This window comes from Paraburkholderia rhynchosiae (assembly GCF_002879865.1).
Taxonomy (GTDB): Bacteria; Pseudomonadota; Gammaproteobacteria; order Burkholderiales; family Burkholderiaceae; genus Paraburkholderia; species Paraburkholderia rhynchosiae.
The window spans coordinates 45,541-64,688 of the sequence record NZ_PNXY01000001.1; the positions used below are offsets into that span (position 1 = coordinate 45,541).

The 19,148-nt window shown below is 62.7% G+C and carries 17 protein-coding genes; 10 read left to right on the forward strand and 7 right to left on the reverse strand.

Annotation, left to right across the window (positions count from 1 at the left end; genetic code table 11):
• Positions 1–158: 158 nt before the first annotated feature.
• Both C0Z16_RS00240 and C0Z16_RS00245 read left to right on the forward strand, forming a co-directional pair.
• Positions 159–773: a hypothetical protein gene (locus C0Z16_RS00240; RefSeq protein WP_407070643.1), complete on the forward strand. Its 615-nt coding sequence runs from the start codon at positions 159–161 to the stop codon at positions 771–773.
• Entirely contained in the window at positions 770–1,312 is a 543-nt protein-coding gene (locus C0Z16_RS00245) for a hypothetical protein (RefSeq protein ID WP_102630243.1), read from the forward strand. The genes C0Z16_RS00240 and C0Z16_RS00245 overlap by 4 nt, the downstream gene beginning before the upstream one ends.
• Positions 1,313–1,399: 87 nt before the next feature.
• Here the strand turns inward: C0Z16_RS00245 and C0Z16_RS00250 are convergent, their stop codons facing one another.
• Positions 1,400–2,746, reverse strand: coding sequence for an ABC transporter ATP-binding protein (locus C0Z16_RS00250; RefSeq protein ID WP_102630244.1), 1,347 nt, complete (start codon positions 2,744–2,746; stop codon positions 1,400–1,402).
• A gap of 19 nt (positions 2,747–2,765) precedes the next feature.
• Positions 2,766–4,517, reverse strand: coding sequence for an ABC transporter permease (locus C0Z16_RS00255; RefSeq protein ID WP_102630245.1), 1,752 nt, complete (start codon positions 4,515–4,517; stop codon positions 2,766–2,768).
• A 736-nt stretch (positions 4,518–5,253) separates the two neighbouring features.
• On the opposite strand from C0Z16_RS00255, the gene C0Z16_RS00260 reads away from it, so the two are divergent.
• Complete coding sequence (locus C0Z16_RS00260; protein WP_102630246.1) at positions 5,254–6,945, forward strand: sensor domain-containing diguanylate cyclase; 1,692 nt, start codon at positions 5,254–5,256, stop codon at positions 6,943–6,945.
• A 113-nt stretch (positions 6,946–7,058) separates the two neighbouring features.
• Positions 7,059–7,325 (forward strand): double-stranded DNA-specific endonuclease, encoded by a 267-nt coding sequence (locus C0Z16_RS00265; RefSeq protein ID WP_102630247.1) that lies wholly within the window; start codon positions 7,059–7,061, stop codon positions 7,323–7,325.
• A gap of 63 nt (positions 7,326–7,388) precedes the next feature.
• On the opposite strand, the gene C0Z16_RS00270 is transcribed toward C0Z16_RS00265, so the two are convergent.
• Both C0Z16_RS00270 and C0Z16_RS00275 read right to left on the reverse strand, forming a co-directional pair.
• A complete protein-coding gene (locus C0Z16_RS00270; protein WP_102630248.1) occupies positions 7,389–8,705 on the reverse strand; it encodes an ATP-binding protein in 1,317 nt (438 codons plus the stop codon).
• Positions 8,689–9,414: a response regulator gene (locus C0Z16_RS00275; RefSeq protein ID WP_013338547.1), complete on the reverse strand. Its 726-nt coding sequence runs from the start codon at positions 9,412–9,414 to the stop codon at positions 8,689–8,691. Before C0Z16_RS00275 ends, C0Z16_RS00270 begins: the two co-directional genes overlap by 17 nt.
• 220 nt (positions 9,415–9,634) lie before the next feature.
• On the opposite strand from C0Z16_RS00275, the gene C0Z16_RS00280 reads away from it, so the two are divergent.
• Positions 9,635–10,171 (forward strand): periplasmic heavy metal sensor, encoded by a 537-nt coding sequence (locus C0Z16_RS00280; protein ID WP_102630249.1) that lies wholly within the window; start codon positions 9,635–9,637, stop codon positions 10,169–10,171.
• Between the two features lie 204 nt (positions 10,172–10,375).
• Here the strand turns inward: C0Z16_RS00280 and C0Z16_RS00285 are convergent, their stop codons facing one another.
• Positions 10,376–11,086, reverse strand: coding sequence for a pirin family protein (locus tag C0Z16_RS00285; RefSeq protein ID WP_102630610.1), 711 nt, complete (start codon positions 11,084–11,086; stop codon positions 10,376–10,378).
• A 404-nt stretch (positions 11,087–11,490) separates the two neighbouring features.
• Between C0Z16_RS00285 and C0Z16_RS00290 the strand changes: the two genes are divergently transcribed.
• The 5 genes from C0Z16_RS00290 (at position 11,491) to C0Z16_RS00310 (ending at position 16,568) form a co-directional block, all read left to right on the forward strand.
• Entirely contained in the window at positions 11,491–12,267 is a 777-nt protein-coding gene (locus C0Z16_RS00290; protein ID WP_102630250.1) for an ABC transporter substrate-binding protein, read from the forward strand.
• 334 nt (positions 12,268–12,601) lie between these two features.
• Positions 12,602–13,291, forward strand: coding sequence for an ABC transporter permease (locus C0Z16_RS00295; RefSeq protein ID WP_102630251.1), 690 nt, complete (start codon positions 12,602–12,604; stop codon positions 13,289–13,291).
• Positions 13,288–14,001 carry an ABC transporter permease gene (locus tag C0Z16_RS00300; RefSeq protein WP_102630252.1) on the forward strand — a complete coding sequence of 238 codons (714 nt, stop codon included), beginning with the start codon at positions 13,288–13,290 and terminating at the stop codon, positions 13,999–14,001. The genes C0Z16_RS00295 and C0Z16_RS00300 overlap by 4 nt, the downstream gene beginning before the upstream one ends.
• Before the next feature lie 45 nt (positions 14,002–14,046).
• Positions 14,047–14,826 carry an ABC transporter ATP-binding protein gene (locus C0Z16_RS00305; RefSeq protein ID WP_102630253.1) on the forward strand — a complete coding sequence of 260 codons (780 nt, stop codon included), beginning with the start codon at positions 14,047–14,049 and terminating at the stop codon, positions 14,824–14,826.
• Between the two features lie 617 nt (positions 14,827–15,443).
• Entirely contained in the window at positions 15,444–16,568 is a 1,125-nt protein-coding gene (locus tag C0Z16_RS00310) for a porin (protein ID WP_102630254.1), read from the forward strand.
• A gap of 208 nt (positions 16,569–16,776) precedes the next feature.
• On the opposite strand, the gene glnK is transcribed toward C0Z16_RS00310, so the two are convergent.
• Both glnK and C0Z16_RS00320 read right to left on the reverse strand, forming a co-directional pair.
• The gene (gene glnK / locus C0Z16_RS00315) at positions 16,777–17,115 is read right to left on the reverse strand and encodes a P-II family nitrogen regulator (RefSeq protein WP_102630255.1); all 339 of its coding nucleotides are present in this window, start codon (positions 17,113–17,115) and stop codon (positions 16,777–16,779) included.
• Between the two features lie 154 nt (positions 17,116–17,269).
• The gene (locus tag C0Z16_RS00320) at positions 17,270–18,997 is read right to left on the reverse strand and encodes an NAD+ synthase (RefSeq protein ID WP_102630256.1); all 1,728 of its coding nucleotides are present in this window, start codon (positions 18,995–18,997) and stop codon (positions 17,270–17,272) included.
• Positions 18,998–19,148: the final 151 nt, after the last annotated feature.

The following is a 19,148-nucleotide window of genomic DNA, read 5'->3' on the forward strand; positions in this document are numbered from 1 at the left end:
GCATCATCTTTTGCAATTTCTTGCATTTTCCCTCTGCCATTTACAAAACGCATCCTGCAAAATGCAGCAGCCCATTTGCAACGATGGGAAAACGTGTCACTCGTTCGCCCGCTGCATTGGCACGCGAACGAAAGCACTTGTATGAGCAGAGACAGGGAATGCACAAGAAAATGGTGTGGGGCGAGTGGTTGAAACCGGGCTTGAAACCGCGTTTGAAGCCGCGTTTGAAGCATTGGGCAGCACGCGGTCGTCCTGATGCAATGGCGCTGGTTGCGGTGGCCCTGGCGGTTTCATCGGCATTGAGCGGCTGCAGTTCGCTCTACACAGAAGGCGCCACTGCCGGCGCAGGCATCGCCGGCGCCGCCATCGCGGCGCAAGTCACGCACAATGCCGCCGTCGCGACCGGCATCGGTTTGGGCGCGGTGGCCGCGGCCCGCGCCGGCGTGCAGTACTCGGAGCGCGTGGTCCACAAGAATACGCAGGACGGCATCGCGAAGATCGCTGGACCGCTCGACGTCGGCGCGGTGGCACCCTGGAGCGTCACGCACTCGGTCCCGATCGAAGACGACGAGCATGGCCGCGTCACCGTGAGCCGCAGCATCAGCGCGGGCGCACTCGACTGCAAGGAAATCGTCTTTTCGGTCGACCGCACCGCCACCCAGAACGTGCCGGCAAGCAGCGCCTTTTACGTCGCGTCGATCTGCCGCGATGGCGATAACTGGAAATGGGCATCGGCCGAGCCCGCCACCGAACGCTGGGGTGCCTTGCAATGACGGCGCGTGTGCTTCCGGCCGGCAAGCCGCTGCATCGTCTGAGCCTGAGCGCGCTCGCCGGCGCGCTGTGTATCAGCGCGATTCTGCTGATGAGCGGCTGCTCGTCGATTGGCGCCGCGAGCGGCGCGGCCGCCGGTGTCGCGTCCGGTCTCGTCACGTCCAATCCGGCGGTCGGCATCGGCGTCGGCATCGCGGTGCAAGCCGCGACAGACGAAGCCGTTGGACGCTACATGCGCAGCATGCACACCGACCAGCAGAATCTCATCGCGGCATTGGCGGGCGCAATGCCAGTCGGCGAAACGCGGCCCTGGGCCGTCAAACATACACTGCCGGTCGAGAACGGCCACGGCCAGGTGCGCGTCACACGCGCATTCGGTTCGACGCTGGCGCTGTGCAAGGAGTTCGTGTTCTCAGTGCAGGACGGCGACGGCCCGAACGCGCACGAAGACTGGTACACCGCGAGCGCGTGTCAGCAGGACAAGGGCTGGAAGTGGGCGTCCGCGGAGCCGGCGGTTGAACGTTGGGGCAATCTGCAATAAGCGTCGCAAGCATTGCGCGCTTCAAAAAAAACGGCAGGGTCTCCCCTGCCGTTTTTATTCAACGACGCGCAAGAAACGCCGATGCGCTCAAGACTCCACGTCTTCCAGACTGAAGATTTCGGTCTGGTCGTTGTACGAGAAAATCTCGCCATAACGTCCCCAGTTGATGACCGCGTCGAGCGTTTCTTCCGCGGCGCTGTCGGACAGAAAGTCCTCCAGTTCCTGCTCGAAGCGCACGCGCGGTGCACGGTGCCCCGGCCGCTCGTTCAACACCTTCTTGATTCGCGCGGCGAGCGGCACATGCCGCAGCAGATGCTCGGCGAACATCATCTTGCGTTCCTGCGTCCCGAATTCGGCGAACACGCGCGCGGGCGGCGTCAGGAAAATATCGCCTTCGCGCACGTCGGCAAAGCCCAGGTGCTGAAGCACTTCCGCCACCGGAAACAGATCGTCCACTTCCAGATGCAGCGAGCGCGCGATTTCCGGCATGTCCGCGCGGCCGTGGTACGGCGCGGCGGCGAGCGTTTCAATCAGACCGGCCATCAGGTTGGTCGACACATGCGGCAACCAGCTATGCAGTTCGAGGCCCTTCTTGGTTTTCTCGTCCGTCTGACGCGCGGTCATCTTCGCGTAGATCTCGTCGACCAGGCGGCGGAACGCCGGGTCCAGACGATTGCGCGGATGCTTGAACGGCACCTTGATTTCGGCGATCACGCGGCCTGGATTCGACGACAACACCAGAATCCGGTCGCACATGAACACGGCTTCCTCGATGTTGTGCGTGACGATCAGCACCGCCTTGATCGGCATGCGGCCTTGCGTCCACAGATCGAGGAGGTCGGTGCGCAGCGTTTCGGCGGTCAGTACGTCGAGCGCGGAGAACGGTTCGTCCATCAGCAGCAGCGTGGGGTCGACCACCAGCGCGCGCGCGAAGCCGACGCGCTGGCGCATGCCGCCCGACAACTCGCGCGGATAGGCGTTCTCGAAACCGTCGAGACCGATCAGATCGATCGCGGCGAGAGCGCGCGTGCGCCGTTCTGCGGCGCCGACGCCTTGCGCTTCGAGGCCGGCTTCCACGTTTTGCAGCACGGTGAGCCACGGGAACAGCGCGAACGTCTGAAACACCATCGCGACGCCCTTCGCGGGACCGTCGAGCGGCTTGCCCATATACGTGACTTCGCCGTCGGTCGGCTCGATCAGACCGGCGATGATGCGCAACAACGTGGACTTGCCCGAGCCGGAGCGGCCGAGCAGACCGACGATCTCGCCTTCGCGCAGCGACAGGTTCGCGTCGTCGAGAACGAGCAGTTCGCCCTGCGACTTGTTGAACCCGCGGCACACGTCCTTGACGCGCAGGATCTCTTCGCCGAGGCGCGGCGGCTTCGGCGGCGTCTGGATCGGCGCGGCGGTCATAGCAGCTTTAGGATTTTGCATCGCGTTATGCCTTTATTTCTCAATCCAGCCGAAGCTTGGCTTCGGCATAGGCGTACATCGGACGCCACAGCAGGCGGTTGAACAGCGTCACGAACAGGGACATCACAGCGATGCCCACAATGATCTTCGGATAGTCGCCCGCGGCGGTCGACTGTGCGATATAGGCACCGAGTCCGTGCGCCGCGACCTTCGTGTCGCCCCACTGCACGAATTCCGCGACGATGCTCGCATTCCACGCGCCGCCTGACGCGGTGATCGCGCCCGTCACGTAGTACGGGAAAATGCCCGGCAACATGGCCTGACGCCACCACTGCCAGCCGCGGATGTGGAAATTCTTGGCCGCCTCGCGATAGTCGTTCGGATACGAACTCGCGCCGGCAATCACGTTGAACAGGATATACCACTGGGTGCCGAGCACGATCAGCGGCGAGAGCCAGATATCCGGGTTCAGATTGAAGCGCACAATCCCGATCACGAACACGGGGAACAGCAGATTGGCCGGGAACGCGGCGAGAAACTGCGCGAGCGGCTGAATCTTCTCGGCGAGCGCCGGCCGCAAGCCGATCAGCACGCCGACCGGCACCCAGATCACCGACGCGATCGCGATCAGCAGCACCACGCGCAATAGCGTAATCAGGCCGAGCATCAGCACGTGGCCGACTTCGTCGAGCGACACGCCGGTGCGCACGTAGATGAACACGCGATACACGACATAGACGGTGCCGATCAGGACCAGCGCGCCCCACACGATGTCACCGAGGCGCGAGCTCTTCTGGATCTGCGGAATCTGGAAACGCGGCCTCTGCAACGCGGGCAGCCGAAACGGCACGCGCGCGGCCTTCGCGAACATCCAGCCGAGCGGCACCAGCAAGCGGTGAATCAGCCGCGTGCGACGGATCAGATCGAGCAGCCACGATTCCGGCGCGTCGCCCGAACTGGTGGTTTCCATGCGGAACTTGTCGGCCCATGCAACCAGAGGACGGAACAGCAACTGGTCATAGGCGAGAATCACGACCGTCATCGCGAGAATGACCCAGCCGATCGCGTGCAGGTTCTTGACGACGATCGCCTGCGCCAGGTAGGCACCGATGCCGGGCAACGTGATCGTATTGTTGCCGACGGTGATCGCTTCCGAAGCCACCACGAAGAACCAGCCGCCGGACATCGACATCATCATGTTCCAGATGAGGCCCGGCATCGAAAACGGCACTTCGAGCTTCCAGAAACGCTGCCACGAAGTGAGGTGAAAGCCGCGCGACACTTCGTCCAGATCGCGCGGCACCGTGCGCAGCGACTGATAGAAGCTGAACGTCATGTTCCACGCCTGGCTCGTGAAGATCGCGAAGATCGCCGCGAGTTCGGCACCGAGCACGCGGCCCGGAAACAGCGCGAGAAAGAACGTGACGGTAAACGAGATATAGCCGAGCACCGGCACCGACTGCAGGATGTCGAGAATCGGCACCAGCACGAGACCGGCCCGCCGGCTCTTCGCGGCCAGCGTGCCGTAGATCAGCGTGAAGATCAGCGACGCGACCATCGCCGCAAGCATGCGCAACGTGGTGCGCATTGCGTACTCGGGCAGGTTCGCCGGATCGAGTGAGATCGCCTGGGTCTTCAGGGTCGACATTGGCGCAAGCGTCTCGTGAAAACCGATTGCCGCCATGGCGATGATGCAGATGATCAGCGGGAACGCTACAAAGTCCCAGCGGTTGGGCAGCACCCGCCATGCCGAGGCATTGGCGGTTCGCTTCAGGTCAAAGCTGAAATCCATCAGACCCACTCCTCATTCATATAGGCGAAGCAACGCGCGAAGGAGGCCGCGACTTCGGCGCGGCGGTCTGACGATCGGTCCGGAAAGCGGAAATCAGGCATGGCAAAACGCGTGTGCGCGGTAAATCGTTAGCGTTGGAGACACGTGGACCGGCAACGGAAGTAGCCAGGACCAAGCCGCCCCGGAACCTCAACCGTCAAGCCAGAATCCTGTCGCCGCAGGCGCCGCCCGTAGGCTGGCGAGCTTTCCTTTGTTTTGGACGGCACGACACTACACCATCCTGTGTTTCAGGCACAACCTTTGATGGCAATTCGCGGTAACTTGCAGCCACCGCCTGACATTGGCCTGGCATTGGCCTTCCACCGAAGACGCCCGGCCGTGCCGCGCACCTTTTTTTGCCATTATCGATAAGACCGGCAGCCCCCGCTGACGCTCGAATCGTGGTGGACACGCCATGGAAAAGCCGTGCGCGCCATCAAGAAACCAGCGGCGCTGCCGTTAAAAGCCTGATGGGTGCGGTCCATGTCGCTGTCATTTCCGCAATAACGATGGCGTCAGGCCCCATGACGGTTAAAATCCACAAAGATACGCCTGTGTTAGTGGTTTTATCCCAGGCCACAGCGGCGGCACGGGGCCGGCCGCTTCCACAAGTGCGAAACGCGGGGCGACACAGCGCCGCGGCGCGCTGCCACGAATAAGCTAGTTGCATGTCACAGCCAGACGGATCAGAGGGTCGATGAACAGGACAACCTTGCGCCAGGCAACCGGCCCGATCGGCTTCGCGCTGATCATACTGGTTTGCTGGTTCGTGGCCGGCATGGTCGCGGACCGGATGGTACAGCAAGAACTCGGCGCGGCCTTGCACGCGCAGCGCCAGATGTCCGCGTCGATCGTCGACAACATGGCGGAGGTGGTCGCCAGCGACCTCGCGATGTCTCGGGCCATCCCCGCAACCATGGCCGAAATGGACGTGGTCCAGAACGCGCTGGTGCAATCCCAGAATTATGCCGCGAACGGCTCAGCGACGGAACCCGCCCTGCGCGAGGCGTTGTTAAAAGACTCGCGGATGTCCGCGGTGAGCACCTTCCTGCATCGCGCGCAAGGCTTCTCCGGGCTCGATCAGGTGTGGCTCGTCAACGCAAACGGCATCTGCGTGGCCTCGAGCGATGTCGGCAACGATTCCGCGGCGCCGCGAAGCGCGTTCGTCGGCGTCGACATGCGCGTGCGGGCGTATCTGGTCAACGCATTGCTCGGCGCGTTCTCGGAAGCGTATGGCGTCGGCCGTACGAGCGGTGAACCCGGCATCTTCATCGCCGTGCCGGTCTACGCGGACGGTCAGCTCGCGGGCGCGGTCGTCGCCAAGGTGGGGATAGCGCGGCTGCGCCACTGGGTCGCGCACGCCGGCACCTTCGTGGCCGACGAGAACGGCGTCATCATCATGGCGCACGACAGTACACTCGAAGGCCACGCGCTGCCGAACTCACGCGTCACGCGGATGAGCCTCGCGGACCGCAACATGACCTATCGACGCGACGCGTTCCCGGATATCCAGATTCACGTCGATGCTCAGGTGCGCGAGCAGGCACCATGGGTGCCCGCGGCCGTCGCCGGGCAACTGTTCGGCGCGTCCGGGCGGCCGGGGCCAGCGCTATATCAGACTCGCGGCGGCCTGAACTCGGGACTGTCGGCGCATCTCGTCGATCCGCTTTCCGCCTGGCCTGAACTGCTGCGCAATCACAGGCGCGATCATCTGCTGGTGTTTCTCACGTTGGCCGGCACCGTGGCGCTGGCGTGGGTGATCACCGTGTCCTATGTGCGCGAACGGCGTCACCACAGGGCCACGCGCGATCTCGCCGAACAGCTGCAATCGGCCAATACGCTGCTTTCCGCGGAGGCGCGCCACGACGCGTTGACGGGCGCGCTGTCGCGCCGCTATTTTCTCGACCTGCTGCGCCACGAGATCGACCGCGCGCATCTGGGCAACGAGCCGCTGTGCATGGCGATTGCCGACCTGGATCACTTCAAACAGATCAACGACCGCTTCGGTCACGCCGCTGGCGACCGCGCGCTCGAACATTTCGTCGACACGTGCCGCGCTGAACTGCGCGGCGCCGATGCGATCGGCCGGCTCGGCGGCGAAGAGTTTGGACTATTGCTGCCGGCCACCGATCTTGCCGGCGGCCGCGAAGTGGTCGAGCGCTTGCGGTTGCGCCTGAAAGCCGTACCGTCGTCGGAGCTGCCCGCATCCGTCTCGTTGAGCGTGAGCATCGGCATTACCGAACTCTCCGTGGACGACCTCCCAGAGCGGATCATGAGCCGCGCCGACACTGCGCTCTATGCCGCGAAAACCGGCGGCCGCGACCGCACCGAGGCGCTGCCGCCCGACGACACCGCGCCGCCCGCCCGCACGGTGGCCAACGTCTGGTGACGACGAGCCCGCTGTCTGACGCAACGCAAGCCCGGCCTCGTGCCTCCCGCAAGCAAGCAGGTATGATCGACACTGCTATCGAGTTGTCGCTACCGCTTTAACGGGAGATTCGCATGAAGGGAAATCTGGTGATCGTTTGTCGCGATCAGGATGCTGACGCATTCGACCATCTGCTGGCTGAATATGGCGCGTTCCAGACGCGCCTGTCGTCTACCACGTGGTATCTGAAGCTGGATGTCGCGCCCGAAGTGATTCAGGAAGAGATCCTCGCGCGTCTCGGCAAATACACGACACACTATATTTTCGAGGCCGAGACAGTGACGTGGAATACGGTGGACAGCGAAGCGGCGAATGCGCTGAACACGCTGTTCTCCCACTAGGCGGACTAGGCCGGCGCTTTTCCGAACATGAACAAGCGCGGCTCGACGCCGCGCCTTAACCGATTACCAGGCGCTTTCCGACGCCGTCCTGACCTCAGGCACCGCGGACAACGGAAAGCTCATCAAGACCCGCAAGCCACGTCCGTCGTGGTTGCCGATATGCCACTCCCCTCCCGCGCGCCGTACCAGCCGCTCGACGATTGCCAGCCCCAGGCCGCTATGCCCGTTGCCGCCACGCGCCGGATCGAGCCGCACGAAAGGGCGGCTTGCGTTGACGAGATCCTGAGCCGCGATGCCTTTGCCGTTGTCGCTGACCGACAGCGTGAAACCTTCAGCCGTGCGCGCGGTGGCAACGACGATTGGCGGCGCGCCGTACGCATGGGCATTGTCGAGCAGGTTCGACAGAATCCGGTCGAGTGTGGCGGCGGGCAACTGGAACGCGGGGCCCGCACGCAGATCGGTTTGCACGGCCGGCGCACCCGAGACCACCGCACGATAGCTGCGCACGACCCGCTCACATTGCGCGTCGACTTCGACCGGTTCGCTGCGATCGGCGCCGTCGTGCGCGAACACCAGGAACTGCTCGACGATGTGCGTCATCGAATCGACGTCGCGCACGACGCCGTCGCGCATCTTCACTTCTTCCATCATTTCGGCGCGCAGCCGCAAACGCGCGAGCGGCGTCTTCAGATCGTGCGCGACACCCGCGAGCATCACCGCGCGGTCGTTCTCCGTGCGCGCGACTTCCTGAACCATCTGGTTGAAGCCGTGCGTCAATTGCCTCAGCTCACGCGGTCCACGCTCGGGCACCGGCGGCACTGGCAGGCCGCGGCCAAAACGCGCGACCGCCTGGGCGAGCGAGCGCAACGGCTGCTGCAGCGCCCATGCGGCGAAGAGCGCAGCCATCACGGCGAACGCGAAAATGATGACGAGCCAAAGCACGGTGCGGTCGAGCGAGCGCGGCGTGCGTAGTGGCTGCACCGGCACGACGATCCAGCTGCGGTCGGAACTCGCGCGCACCCATAGCGTGGGCGGCCGGCCCGGCAAGCCGACGCGCACCTGGGTGCCGGACGGCATGCGCTCGCGCACGTCTTCGATAAACCGTTCGAGTGGCGGCGGCATGTCCGCAGTTTCGGGCGGTACTTCGGGGCTCGCTGGATCGACGAGTTTCACACGCGACGGCAGCGGCTGATCGGGGTTACGCACGACGTGCTGGCGCACTGCGTCGACGAGGAAAGTGGCTTCCTCCACGGCATAGCGCGTTTGCAACTGGCTGCGCTCGAGGCGCATGAGCGCGTACCACGCGAAGTGCGACAGCAGCAACACTGCGACGACCAGCAACGCCAGCCGCCCGAACAGCGAATCAATGGGCCGGCGCATGCTGTTCGCCGTCAGGCACGAACACGTAGCCCCGCCCGCGCACTGTCTGAATAAAGCGCGGCGTGGACGGGTCCGTTTCGAGAATGCGTCGCAGACGCCACACCTGGACGTCGATGCCGCGGTCGGTGCCGTCGTATTCGGGACCGTGCAGCAGTTCCAGCAGACGCTCGCGCGTCAGCGTGCGCATGGGGTGATTGACAAAAATCTTCAGCAACGCGAACTCGCTGCCCGACAGCGTGAGCGGCTTGTCTTCGAGATGCAGCGTGCGCGACTGAAAGTCCAGCGTGAAGCGGCCGAAGCTGAACGGCTCACGCTGCTCCGGCGCCGCCGCCGAGGGCAGCGTGCGGCGCCGCCGCAGCACCGCTTGCACGCGCGCCAGCAACTCGCGCGGATTGAACGGCTTGCCGAGGTAGTCGTCCGCGCCGAGTTCGAGCCCGACGATCCGGTCGACGTCGTCCGCACGCGCGGTCAGCATGATGACGGGAATGTCGTCGCCCGACGCGCGCAGCTTGCGCAATGCGGTGAGCCCGTCGACACCCGGCATCATCAGGTCGAGCACGATCAGATCGGGACGCTCGCGTTCGAGCCTGCGTTCGAGCGAGCCCGCGTCGTGCAGCACCGACACTTCGATGCCCTGGCGGGCCAGATAGTCGCGCAGAAGATCGCGCAATTCGACGTCGTCGTCGACAACAAGTATTTGAGTAGCCATGGAATGAAGTTTAACGCGGGGCAGGAAGGGTTTTCGATTTCAGAGAGGCCTCAAGGGTTACCGGGTGTTACGGTGAAAGCCACACGTAATCGCCCGTAACAGCGGTATGAAAGCGCGTAACACAGCGCCGGACACAGTTCTCTACGCTCTGTCTTACCGAATGCAGGCCGTCTGTCTTGATCGGTTGCATCGTCGGCTATTCCATTACAAGGAGCCTTACATGTCCACCAGAAAAATGTCGCGCGCCCTCGCCGTTGCCGCCACCGCTCTCGCCATCGGCGCGGGCGCAGCCTATGCCGCTCAACCCGCTCACGAGGCCCATGGCGGCGCCGGCGGATGGCATGGCCACTTCATGAAGGAACTCACGCAACTACATGACCAGTTGAAGCTGAACGGGGATCAGGAAAAGCAGTGGCAAGCCGCGCTCGACACCATGAAGCAGAGCCACGAGGCGATGCGCGCCAACCATGAACAGATGAAGAGCCAGTTCAAGTCGGCGCAGCAACAGCCGATTCTGGATCTGAACGCGATGGCCGCCGCCCATCAGCAGATCGAGCAGAAAGACGCGCAGTTGCGCCAGCAAACCACCGACGCCTGGCTCAAGTTCTATAACGGCCTGAACGATCAGCAGAAAACCACCGTCAGCACCGCGCTCAAGCAGCGCTTTGCGAAGATGGAATCGCGTCACGAGAAGATGCGCGAGCGCTGGCAGCATGGCCCGCAGGGCGCGGCGTCGGCGCCGGCTGCGAGTCAGTAAGCCACGGCAATAAGCCGCGCGGCCAGGCGCAGCCGAGCAGGTTTAACGATGGCGGCTCGCGCGGCCGCCTTCGCAAAGCAGAAACGCCACGGAGGTCGTCCGTGGCGTTTCTGCTTTCTATATAGCGGCCTCCGTAACCACCACCGTTGCGCTGTCGTTGCGCGCTCAACTAACTCCGGGTGAACGGCGCACGAACCATCCGCTTCAGCCTTCCAGCCGACCGAGGTCGAACAACAACACTTCGGCGTTATCGCCCTTCTCCAACGTGACCGTGTCCGTTTCGCTGAGCATGGCGGCGTCGCCCGCATGGAGCGCCTCGCCGTTTACCGTCAGCGAGCCGCGCGCCACGTGCACGTATGCGAGCCGTCCTTCGGGCAACTCGTGCGTGGCCTCTTCCGTGCCGTCGATCAGCGCCGCGTAAATCGATGCGTCCGCATGGATCGTCACCGAGCCGTCGCGGCCGTCGGGCGACGCGACGACGCGCAGGCGGCCACGCTTGTCGGCGGCCTCGAAGCGCTTTTCCTCGTAGCCCGGTTGATCGCCTGCGCGTCGCGGAATCACCCAGATCTGCAGCAAGTGCGCCTCTTCGTCCGGCGACGCGTTGAATTCGCTATGCATCACGCCGGTGCCGGCGCTCATGCGCTGCACGTCGCCCGGCCGGATGGTCGAACCGTTGCCCATGCTGTCGCGGTGCGAGAGCGCGCCCTCGAGCACATAAGTGACGATTTCCATATCGCGGTGTCCATGCGTGCCGAAGCCCTGTCCGCCCGCGATGCGGTCTTCGTTGATCACGCGCAACGGCCCGAAATGCACATGCTCCGCGTCGCGATAGTCGGCAAACGAGAAGCTGTGATACGAGTCGAGCCAGCCGTGGTTGGCGTGGCCGCGTTCTTCGGAACGGCGAATCTCGATCATGAAGGTACTCCCGGTGAAATTGACGATGGCCAGAATGTATGGGCTGAACGCGCGCCGGACAATCGGGCGCGAACGCACCGGATCGTTTCGCAAATCGGCGTAATCGGGATTCGACCGCGGCAGATCTGGCTGCGGTCTGTCCGGCGTACGCGTCGCGCATACACAACGCCCGTGCGTCAACGCTGCCGCAGTGGACATCGCGCACTGGCGCCGGGCCCCTGTTCGGGTAAAATACCGCGCTTTTCAGCGCACATGGTGGCCGAAGGCGCGCCCGCGCGGTGAAAAGCGGCGCGGAAAACCACACCGGTGCAACAATTTTGACCGCCTAGAATAGCGACGGCCGGCCACAAGCCAACGCTCGCCGAGATCGGACATCACGACGATCAGTTCGACCCAGGAGAAACATGAACAAGCTCGCACTGTGCGTAGCGCTTGCCGTCATGGCCACCGGCGCCATGGCTAAAGAATGGAAAACAGTACGCATCGGGGTGGACGCCAGCTACGCGCCGTTCGAATCGAAGGCGGCCAGCGGCCAGGTAGTCGGGTTCGACGTCGATCTGACCCGTGCACTCTGCGCAAAAATGAACGTCAAGTGCGTCTGGGTCGAGCAGGATTTCGACGGCATCATCCCGGCACTGAAGGGCAAGAAGTTCGACGCGATCGTGTCGTCGCTGACCGTCACGGACAAGCGTCGCCAGCAGATCGATTTCTCCGACAAGCTCTTCGACGCCCCTGCCCGCATGATCGCCAAAGCCGGCTCGCCGCTCCTGCCTACCGCTGAATCGCTGAAGGGCAAACGCGTCGGCGTGGAACAGGGCACGACCCAGGAAGCCTACGCAAAGGCCTATTGGGAGCCGAAAGGCGTGACCGTGGTGCCCTATCAGAACCAGGACCAGGTCTACGCGGATCTCACGTCCGGCCGGCTCGACGCCGCGCTGCAAGACGAGATCCAGGCCGACGCCGGTTTCCTCAAAACGCCGCGCGGCAAGGGCTTCGCCTGGGCCGGCCCGGAAGTGAAAGACCCAAAGACGATCGGCGAAGGCACGGCCATCGGTCTGCGCAAGGAAGACGCCGAACTGAAGGCAATGTTCAACCGGGCGCTGGCGCAGGTTCATCAGGACGGCACATTCACAAAGCTCGAAAAGCAGTACTTCGACTTCGAGATTTATCCGGGCCACTGAGCGGGATACCGACCGGACCACTGCCCCGGCAACCAGCCAGCGGTCCGTGAAGCGTCCCGTCAAACGTCCGTCAAACGCGCCCTGTCAAGCGCGGCATCAACGAAACTCGGGGCTCGCCCGCATGGGCTTCCCCCGGGCTTCGTAATACAGTCGGTCTAGTTTCAAAGAGAGTCAAAAAGCGCGCTGCAAGGCCGGCAACGGCCATGCAGTCATGATTTGCACAGCGGTGCGCTGTGCACTGCGGATCACGGCGAGCGAGGCTCGCGGTACATGCGGTGCAGAGCCGGCCGCGTCTTTCGCGGTGTGTCGCAAACGCATCGTCAAGGACCCCCTTATGCTCCTTCAAGGCTACGGCCCGCTGCTTGTCAACGGCACCTGGCAAACCGTCAAACTGGCGGTGTTGTCGCTGGTGCTCGCCTTCTTGCTGGGCCTCGTCGGCGCGGCGGCGAAACTGTCGAAGAACCGCTTCTCCCACGGCGCCGGCACGGTTTACACCACGCTCGTGCGCGGCGTGCCGGACCTCGTGCTGATGCTGCTTCTCTTCTACAGCATCCAGATCTGGCTAAACAATCTGACCGACCTGCTCGGCTGGGACCAGATCGACATCGACCCATTCGTGGCCGGCGTCGCGGTGCTCGGCTTCATTTACGGCGCGTACTTCACCGAGACGTTCCGCGGCGCGTTCCTCGCCGTGCCGCGCGGCCAGCTCGAAGCCGGCGCGGCCTACGGCATGACGAGCTGGCAGGTCTTCTCGCGCATCATGTTCCCGCAGATGATGCGCTTCGCGCTGCCAGGCATCGGCAATAACTGGCAGGTGATGGTCAAGGCCACGGCGCTCGTGTCGATCATCGGCCTCGCGGATGTCGTCAAGGCTTCGCAGGACGCGGGCAAAGGCACCTTGCGGTTCTTCTTCTTCACCCTGCTTGCCGGGGCGATCTATCTCGTCATCACCACAGTGTCCAACTTCGTGCTGATGTACCTCGAAAAGCGTTACTCGACTGGCGTGCGAAAGGCGGATCTATGATCGAGATCATTCAGGAATACTGGCGCAACTATCTCTACACCGACGGCTACCGCTTCACCGGCCTCGCGATCACGCTGTGGCTGCTGGTGGTGTCGATCGGGCTCGGCTTCTGCCTGTCGATTCCGCTCGCGGTAGCGCGCGTCTCGAAAAAGAAATGGCTCGCGGCTCTGGTCTGGCTCTACACGTACATCTTCCGCGGCACGCCGCTCTACGTGCAGTTGCTGCTTTGCTATACGGGCTTGTACAGCCTCGAGATCGTTCGCAATCACGAGCTGACCAACGCGTTCTTCCGCCAAGGCATGAATTGCACGCTGCTCGCGTTCACGCTGAACACCTGCGCGTACACCACCGAGATTTTCGCCGGCGCGATCAAGGCGACGCCGTATGGCGAAATCGAAGCGGCGCGCGCGTACGGCATGTCGTCCTTCACGTTGTACCGGCGCGTGATTCTGCCCTCGGCGCTGCGCCGCGCGTTGCCGTACTACAGCAACGAAGTGATCCTGATGCTGCACGCCACGACCGTCGCATTCACCGCGACCGTGCCGGACATTCTGAAGATCGCCCGCGACGTGAACTCGGCCACGTATCAGTCGTTCAATGCGTTCGGTATTGCCGCGCTGCTCTATTTGTGCATTTCTTTCGCGCTCGTGTGGCTGTTCCGCCGCGCCGAGCACCGCTGGCTCGCTTACCTGCGGCCGCAAGGCAAATAACCCGAGGCACCGCGCCCAGCACGTCAGCAAGCCCCAAGGATTCTGATGAACACCAGGAAGCAAAAGCTCTTCGTCGACGAGCTTCACAAACAGTACGGCGATAACGAAGTCCTCAAGGGCGTGTCGCTGAAGGCCAACGCCGGCGACGTGATCAGCGTAATCGGCTCATCCGGTTCGGGCAAGAGCACGATGCTCCGCTGCATCAACTTCCTCGAGCAGCCGAACGCCGGGCGCATCTTCGTGGACGGCGAAGAAGTCCGCACGCAGGTCGCCAAAAACGGCGCGCTGCGCGTGTCCGATCCGAAGCAGTTGCAGCGTGTGCGCACGAAACTGTCGATGGTGTTCCAGCACTTCAACTTGTGGTCGCACATGAACGTGCTCGAGAACATCGTCGAGGCGCCGGTCAATGTGCTCGGCCTCAAGCGTAAGGAAGCGGAAGATCGCGCTCGCGAGTACCTGGAAAAAGTCGGCCTTGCGCCGCGTCTGGAGAAGCAATATCCGTCGCATCTGTCGGGCGGCCAGCAGCAACGCGTGGCGATTGCGCGCGCGTTGGCGATGCACCCGGACGTGATGCTGTTCGATGAACCGACCTCCGCGCTCGATCCCGAACTGGTTGGCGAAGTGCTCAAGGTGATGCAGACGCTCGCCGAAGAAGGCCGCACGATGATCGTCGTCACACACGAAATGGCGTTCGCGCGCAACGTGTCGAATCACGTGATGTTCCTGCATCAAGGTCGCGTCGAAGAAGAAGGCCATCCCGACGAGGTGTTCAAAAACACCCGCAGCGAACGTCTCAAGCAATTCCTTTCCGGAAGTCTCAAATAGCTAACATGTCGCACAGCCTGGTATTTGAGATTCAGGCACGGGCTGTTAATCGCGGCTGTAGTCGAAGTAGCATTACAAGGCGCTTACGGGCGCCTTTTTTGTTTCGGTGACCTCTGTATTCTTGTCTTTTCGGCCGCGAAACCTTTACCGCGCCGCCCTTCCAGTGCTGCGTTTTCGCCCTACCTTGCCGTATCGGAAGCGTCAATAGTGGCAATCCTTGATCTTGTCCGCGCTGATCCGTGATTCCCTTATCGCATAAGGGATTCGAGCGTTTTCCCACGCTCTGTGGCCGGCTGTTGCGCACATCGGTATTGCAATTTGGAGACACAGGCCAACGCCGGTACTAATTTCTTCTCCCACTCAAGTGTATTTTTGATAAATTAGTAACCAAAGTAGCAAAACAAAGTTGATTAAAAGTAGTTTTACTTCAAAGCACAGAGGAGAACCGGTCGGCGAGGGATCGGCATGACGACGAGATGGCCCCAAGGCTACACGTCAGGACAGGAGACCTATCCGCCCGCTAATCTCCCTGGTACCGATTTCTGTTCGGCGCGGCCTGCGTCCGAACACCATTCGCAGTACTGGGTTTCACTTTTTGACAGGGTATGGAGGAGAAGATGAAGAAAGCTTTGCTCGCCGCTGCGCTGATGTCGGCCGGTGTTGTTGCGCATGCTCAAAGCAGCGTGACACTGTATGGCCGCCTGGACGCGGGTCTCGAATATATCAGCGGTCTGCCGAACGCCACCTATACCGGTTCTACCTCGCGTTTTCGTGCGGAAAGCGGTGACTGGGGCACGAGCCTGTGGGGCATGAAGGGCGTCGAAGACATCGGCGGCGGCAACAAGGTCCTGTTCCAGTTGGAAGGCTCGTTCAACACTATGACGGGCGCGGGCCCTGGCGGCGGCGGTCTCTTCAATCGCTGGGCAACGGTCGGTCTGTCGAACAATGCGTACGGTACGTTGACGATGGGCCGTATGCTCTTCATTTCGAACGGCGTGTGGGACTTCGACCCGTTCGGTCAATCGAACTGGTCGTCGGCATCGCTGGTGCGTGGCCGCAACTGGCCGCAATCGAGCAACAACATCGCTTACCAGTCGCCGAAGTTCTACGGCTTTGACGTGTACGGCCAGTACGCACTGTCGAACGCGACGAACTGGAACGGTAACGGCACGACCCCGCAAGGTCGTGAAGCCGGTCTGCAACTGACGTACACCTCGTCGCTGTTCCAGGTCCGCGGTCTCTACGACGAAATCCGCAACAGCGCGAACGGCAACTTCACGAACCCGTTCACCGCGTCGCGCGAATACACGGCCGCTTTCAACGTGTTCCTCGGTCAGTTCAAGATCCAGGGCGCGTACCAGGCAGTCCGTACGTCTGCTGCTGCAACCGCGGCAGGCACGTCGCCGACGTCGCTCGATCACGAATGGGGTGGTGTGACGTGGCAAGCCACGCCGGCTGCCGCACTGATCGCTGCGGTGTATCACGTCAACGCGAACAAGGGCGGTGGCAACGCCACGATCTACACGGTCGGCGGTTCGTACAACCTGTCCAAGCGCACGTTGCTGGACATCCAGATCGCGACCGTGCGCAACAGCAAATCGGCTAACTTCGGTCTGGACGCCAACAACGCAGGCAATGGCGGCAACATCACCGCTTCGGACGGCACGGTCTCGTACAACGAGAACCCGCTGCATGGCCACAGCCAGACCGGCGTGTACGCAGGTATTCAGCACTCGTTCTAATCGAACGGTGTTCCCCGAAGGGATTTTCCTTCGGGGCGTAGTCAGAAGTTCTTCAAGAGAATCTTTTTCACGCTGCTGCGAGAGGCGCGTATCGGTGCGATGTCCGAAAGGGTATCGCACCGTTTTTTATTGGCGCGGGCGCTTTGGCTGGCGCTGGCTCGCGCGGTTTGGTCCATGGGCCGGCGCACCGCTTCGGTGCGCGAGCGGCTTAGACTGCCGCCTCGTTTTCCTCGCCCGTACGGATGCGAATGACGCGCTCCACGTCCGCGACAAAAATCTTGCCGTCGCCAATCTTGCCGGTGCGCGCCGCGCCGATGATCGCGTCGATCACCTGGTCGCACTGCGTGTCAGCGACCACGACCTCGATCTTCACTTTCGGCAGGAAGTCGACCACATACTCTGCACCACGATAGAGCTCGGTATGGCCTTTCTGCCGGCCAAACCCTTTGACTTCGGTAACGGTCAGGCCCGTGAGGCCGACTTCAGCGAGCGCCTCGCGCACTTCGTCGAGTTTGAACGGTTTGATGACTGCGGTGATGCGCTTCATGGCGAACCTCGTCTCGTGATTGGAAGAGTGGAAGGGAAATGGATGATTTTTATTCTACGCCGCGCCGGATGCGTTGCGGCAATCCGGCGGTCCGGCGATCCGGCGATCCGGCGGTCCGGCGCGCTTCAGTCAGTGAGAGGCGAGCGGCGTCGGCTCACTCCACCGGTTCGGTATAGCGCGACGTGATCGGATAGCGCCAGTCGCGGCCGAACGCGCGATGCGTGACGCGAATGCCGATCGGCGCCTGACGGCGCTTGTACTCGTTGATCTTGATGAGCCGCGTGACGCGCTTCACGTCTTCGGTTGCATAGCCGGCGGCGATGATTTCCGCGAGCGAGCGGTCCTCTTCCATGTACATGCGCATGATCGCGTCCAGCACGTCATAGGACGGCAAGCTGTCCTGGTCCGTCTGGTTGTCGCGCAATTCCGCCGACGGCGCGCGCGTCAGAATCCGCTCCGGAATTACGTCCTGCTTGCTAAAAGCCGTGGCCTGATTGCGGTAGTGGCAGAGGCGATAGACGAGCGTCTTCGCGATGTCCTTGATCACCGCGAAGCCGCCGGCCATGTCGCCGTAAAGCGTGCAGTAGCCCACCGCCATCTCGCTCTTGTTGCCGGTGGTCAGCACGATGGAGCCGAACTTGTTCGACAGCGCCATCAATAAGGTGCCGCGGATGCGGGCCTGAATGTTCTCTTCGGTGGCGTCTTCGGCGAGGCCCTCGAACTCTTTCGCGAGCGAGCCGCGGAACGCGTCGAACATCGGCGCAATCGCGATCTCGTCGTAGCGCACGCCGACGCGGCGCGCCATGTCGGCGGCGTCGGTGGTCGAGATGTCGGCGGTGTAGCGCGACGGCATCATCACCGCGCGCACGCGGTCCGCGCCGAGCGCGTCGCACGCCACCGCCAGCACCAGCGCCGAATCGACGCCGCCGGATAGCCCTATTAGCGCGCTGGGAAAACCGTTCTTGTTCACGTAGTCGCGCACGCCCATCACGAGCGCCGCATAAACCTGCGCTTCAAGCGAGAGCTCGGGCGCGATGCCGTCATTGGCTTCACTGCGCAACGGTGCGCCGGTTTCGAATTCGACGATCGCAGTCGCCTCCTCGAACTGCGGCATCTTCGCGACCAGTTCACCTTGCGCGTCGAGCACGAACGAGCCGCCGTCGAACACCAGCTCGTCCTGCGCGCCAACCATGTTGACGTAGACCATCGGCAGCCCGGTCTCGCGAATCCGCGCGCGCAGAATGTCGAAGCGTACCGCTTCCTTGTTCAGGTGGAACGGCGAGCCGTTTGGAATCAGCAGCACTTGCGCGCCCGCCGCCTTCGCCATTTGCGCGGCCGACGCATGCCATGCGTCTTCGCAGATCACCACGCCGTACTTCACGCCATCCAGTTCGAAAACGAACGGCTGCGGGTCTGACGCAAAATAGCGCTTCTCGTCGAACACTTCGGTATTGGGCAGATCCTGCTTGCGGTAGGTGCCCGCCACCTTGCCGTCGACCAGCAGCGACGCCGCGTTGAACGTATCGACCGGCGGCACGCCGCGCTCAATTGGCGCGTTTGCATTACCATGACCGTGCGCCGCGCTGTTCGCCACCCGGCTGTTCACCAGTTCTCGCAGCGGATGCCCGACGATCACATGCAAGCCGGCCAACGGCTTCAGTTGCCCGGCGAGGTCTGCTAACGCCGCGGCGCTCGCGGTATAGAACGCGGGACGCAGCAGCAGATCTTCGGGCGGATAGCCGGACAACGCGAGTTCAGGCGCGATCAGCAGCTTCGCGCCGGCCTTGTGCGCGTCACGCGCGGCAGCGACGATCTTCGCGACGTTGCCAGCGAAATCGCCGACGGTGACATTGATTTGAGCAAGAGCGATTCGTGTCTTCATGGCAGGATCGACAGGCAAGCGAAGGGCTTGCGGAGGGCTTGCAAATAACGCGGCTTGTTATTAGCTCGACGGAACGGGCAACTTGGATAAACGAACGACGCAGCGCATAAACATCTTTAACGCGCCCCGTCGCTCATTGGGAACAGTCACA

Coding starts and splice junctions, on each gene's coding strand:
- C0Z16_RS00240 (WP_407070643.1), top strand. CDS start 159: ATGCACAAGAAAATGGTGTGGGGCGAGTGGTTGAAACCGGGCTTGAAA.
- C0Z16_RS00280 (WP_102630249.1), top strand. CDS start 9,635: ATGTCCACCAGAAAAATGTCGCGCGCCCTCGCCGTTGCCGCCACCGCT.
- C0Z16_RS00250 (WP_102630244.1), bottom strand. CDS start 2,746: ATGCAAAATCCTAAAGCTGCTATGACCGCCGCGCCGATCCAGACGCCG.
- C0Z16_RS00275 (WP_013338547.1), bottom strand. CDS start 9,414: ATGGCTACTCAAATACTTGTTGTCGACGACGACGTCGAATTGCGCGAT.
- C0Z16_RS00285 (WP_102630610.1), bottom strand. CDS start 11,086: ATGATCGAGATTCGCCGTTCCGAAGAACGCGGCCACGCCAACCACGGC.
- C0Z16_RS00270 (WP_102630248.1), bottom strand. CDS start 8,705: ATGCGCCGGCCCATTGATTCGCTGTTCGGGCGGCTGGCGTTGCTGGTC.
- C0Z16_RS00295 (WP_102630251.1), top strand. CDS start 12,602: ATGCTCCTTCAAGGCTACGGCCCGCTGCTTGTCAACGGCACCTGGCAA.
- C0Z16_RS00310 (WP_102630254.1), top strand. CDS start 15,444: ATGAAGAAAGCTTTGCTCGCCGCTGCGCTGATGTCGGCCGGTGTTGTT.
- glnK (WP_102630255.1), bottom strand. CDS start 17,115: ATGAAGCGCATCACCGCAGTCATCAAACCGTTCAAACTCGACGAAGTG.
- C0Z16_RS00300 (WP_102630252.1), top strand. CDS start 13,288: ATGATCGAGATCATTCAGGAATACTGGCGCAACTATCTCTACACCGAC.
- C0Z16_RS00320 (WP_102630256.1), bottom strand. CDS start 18,997: ATGAAGACACGAATCGCTCTTGCTCAAATCAATGTCACCGTCGGCGAT.
- C0Z16_RS00265 (WP_102630247.1), top strand. CDS start 7,059: ATGAAGGGAAATCTGGTGATCGTTTGTCGCGATCAGGATGCTGACGCA.
- C0Z16_RS00255 (WP_102630245.1), bottom strand. CDS start 4,517: ATGGATTTCAGCTTTGACCTGAAGCGAACCGCCAATGCCTCGGCATGG.
- C0Z16_RS00260 (WP_102630246.1), top strand. CDS start 5,254: ATGAACAGGACAACCTTGCGCCAGGCAACCGGCCCGATCGGCTTCGCG.
- C0Z16_RS00290 (WP_102630250.1), top strand. CDS start 11,491: ATGAACAAGCTCGCACTGTGCGTAGCGCTTGCCGTCATGGCCACCGGC.
- C0Z16_RS00245 (WP_102630243.1), top strand. CDS start 770: ATGACGGCGCGTGTGCTTCCGGCCGGCAAGCCGCTGCATCGTCTGAGC.
- C0Z16_RS00305 (WP_102630253.1), top strand. CDS start 14,047: ATGAACACCAGGAAGCAAAAGCTCTTCGTCGACGAGCTTCACAAACAG.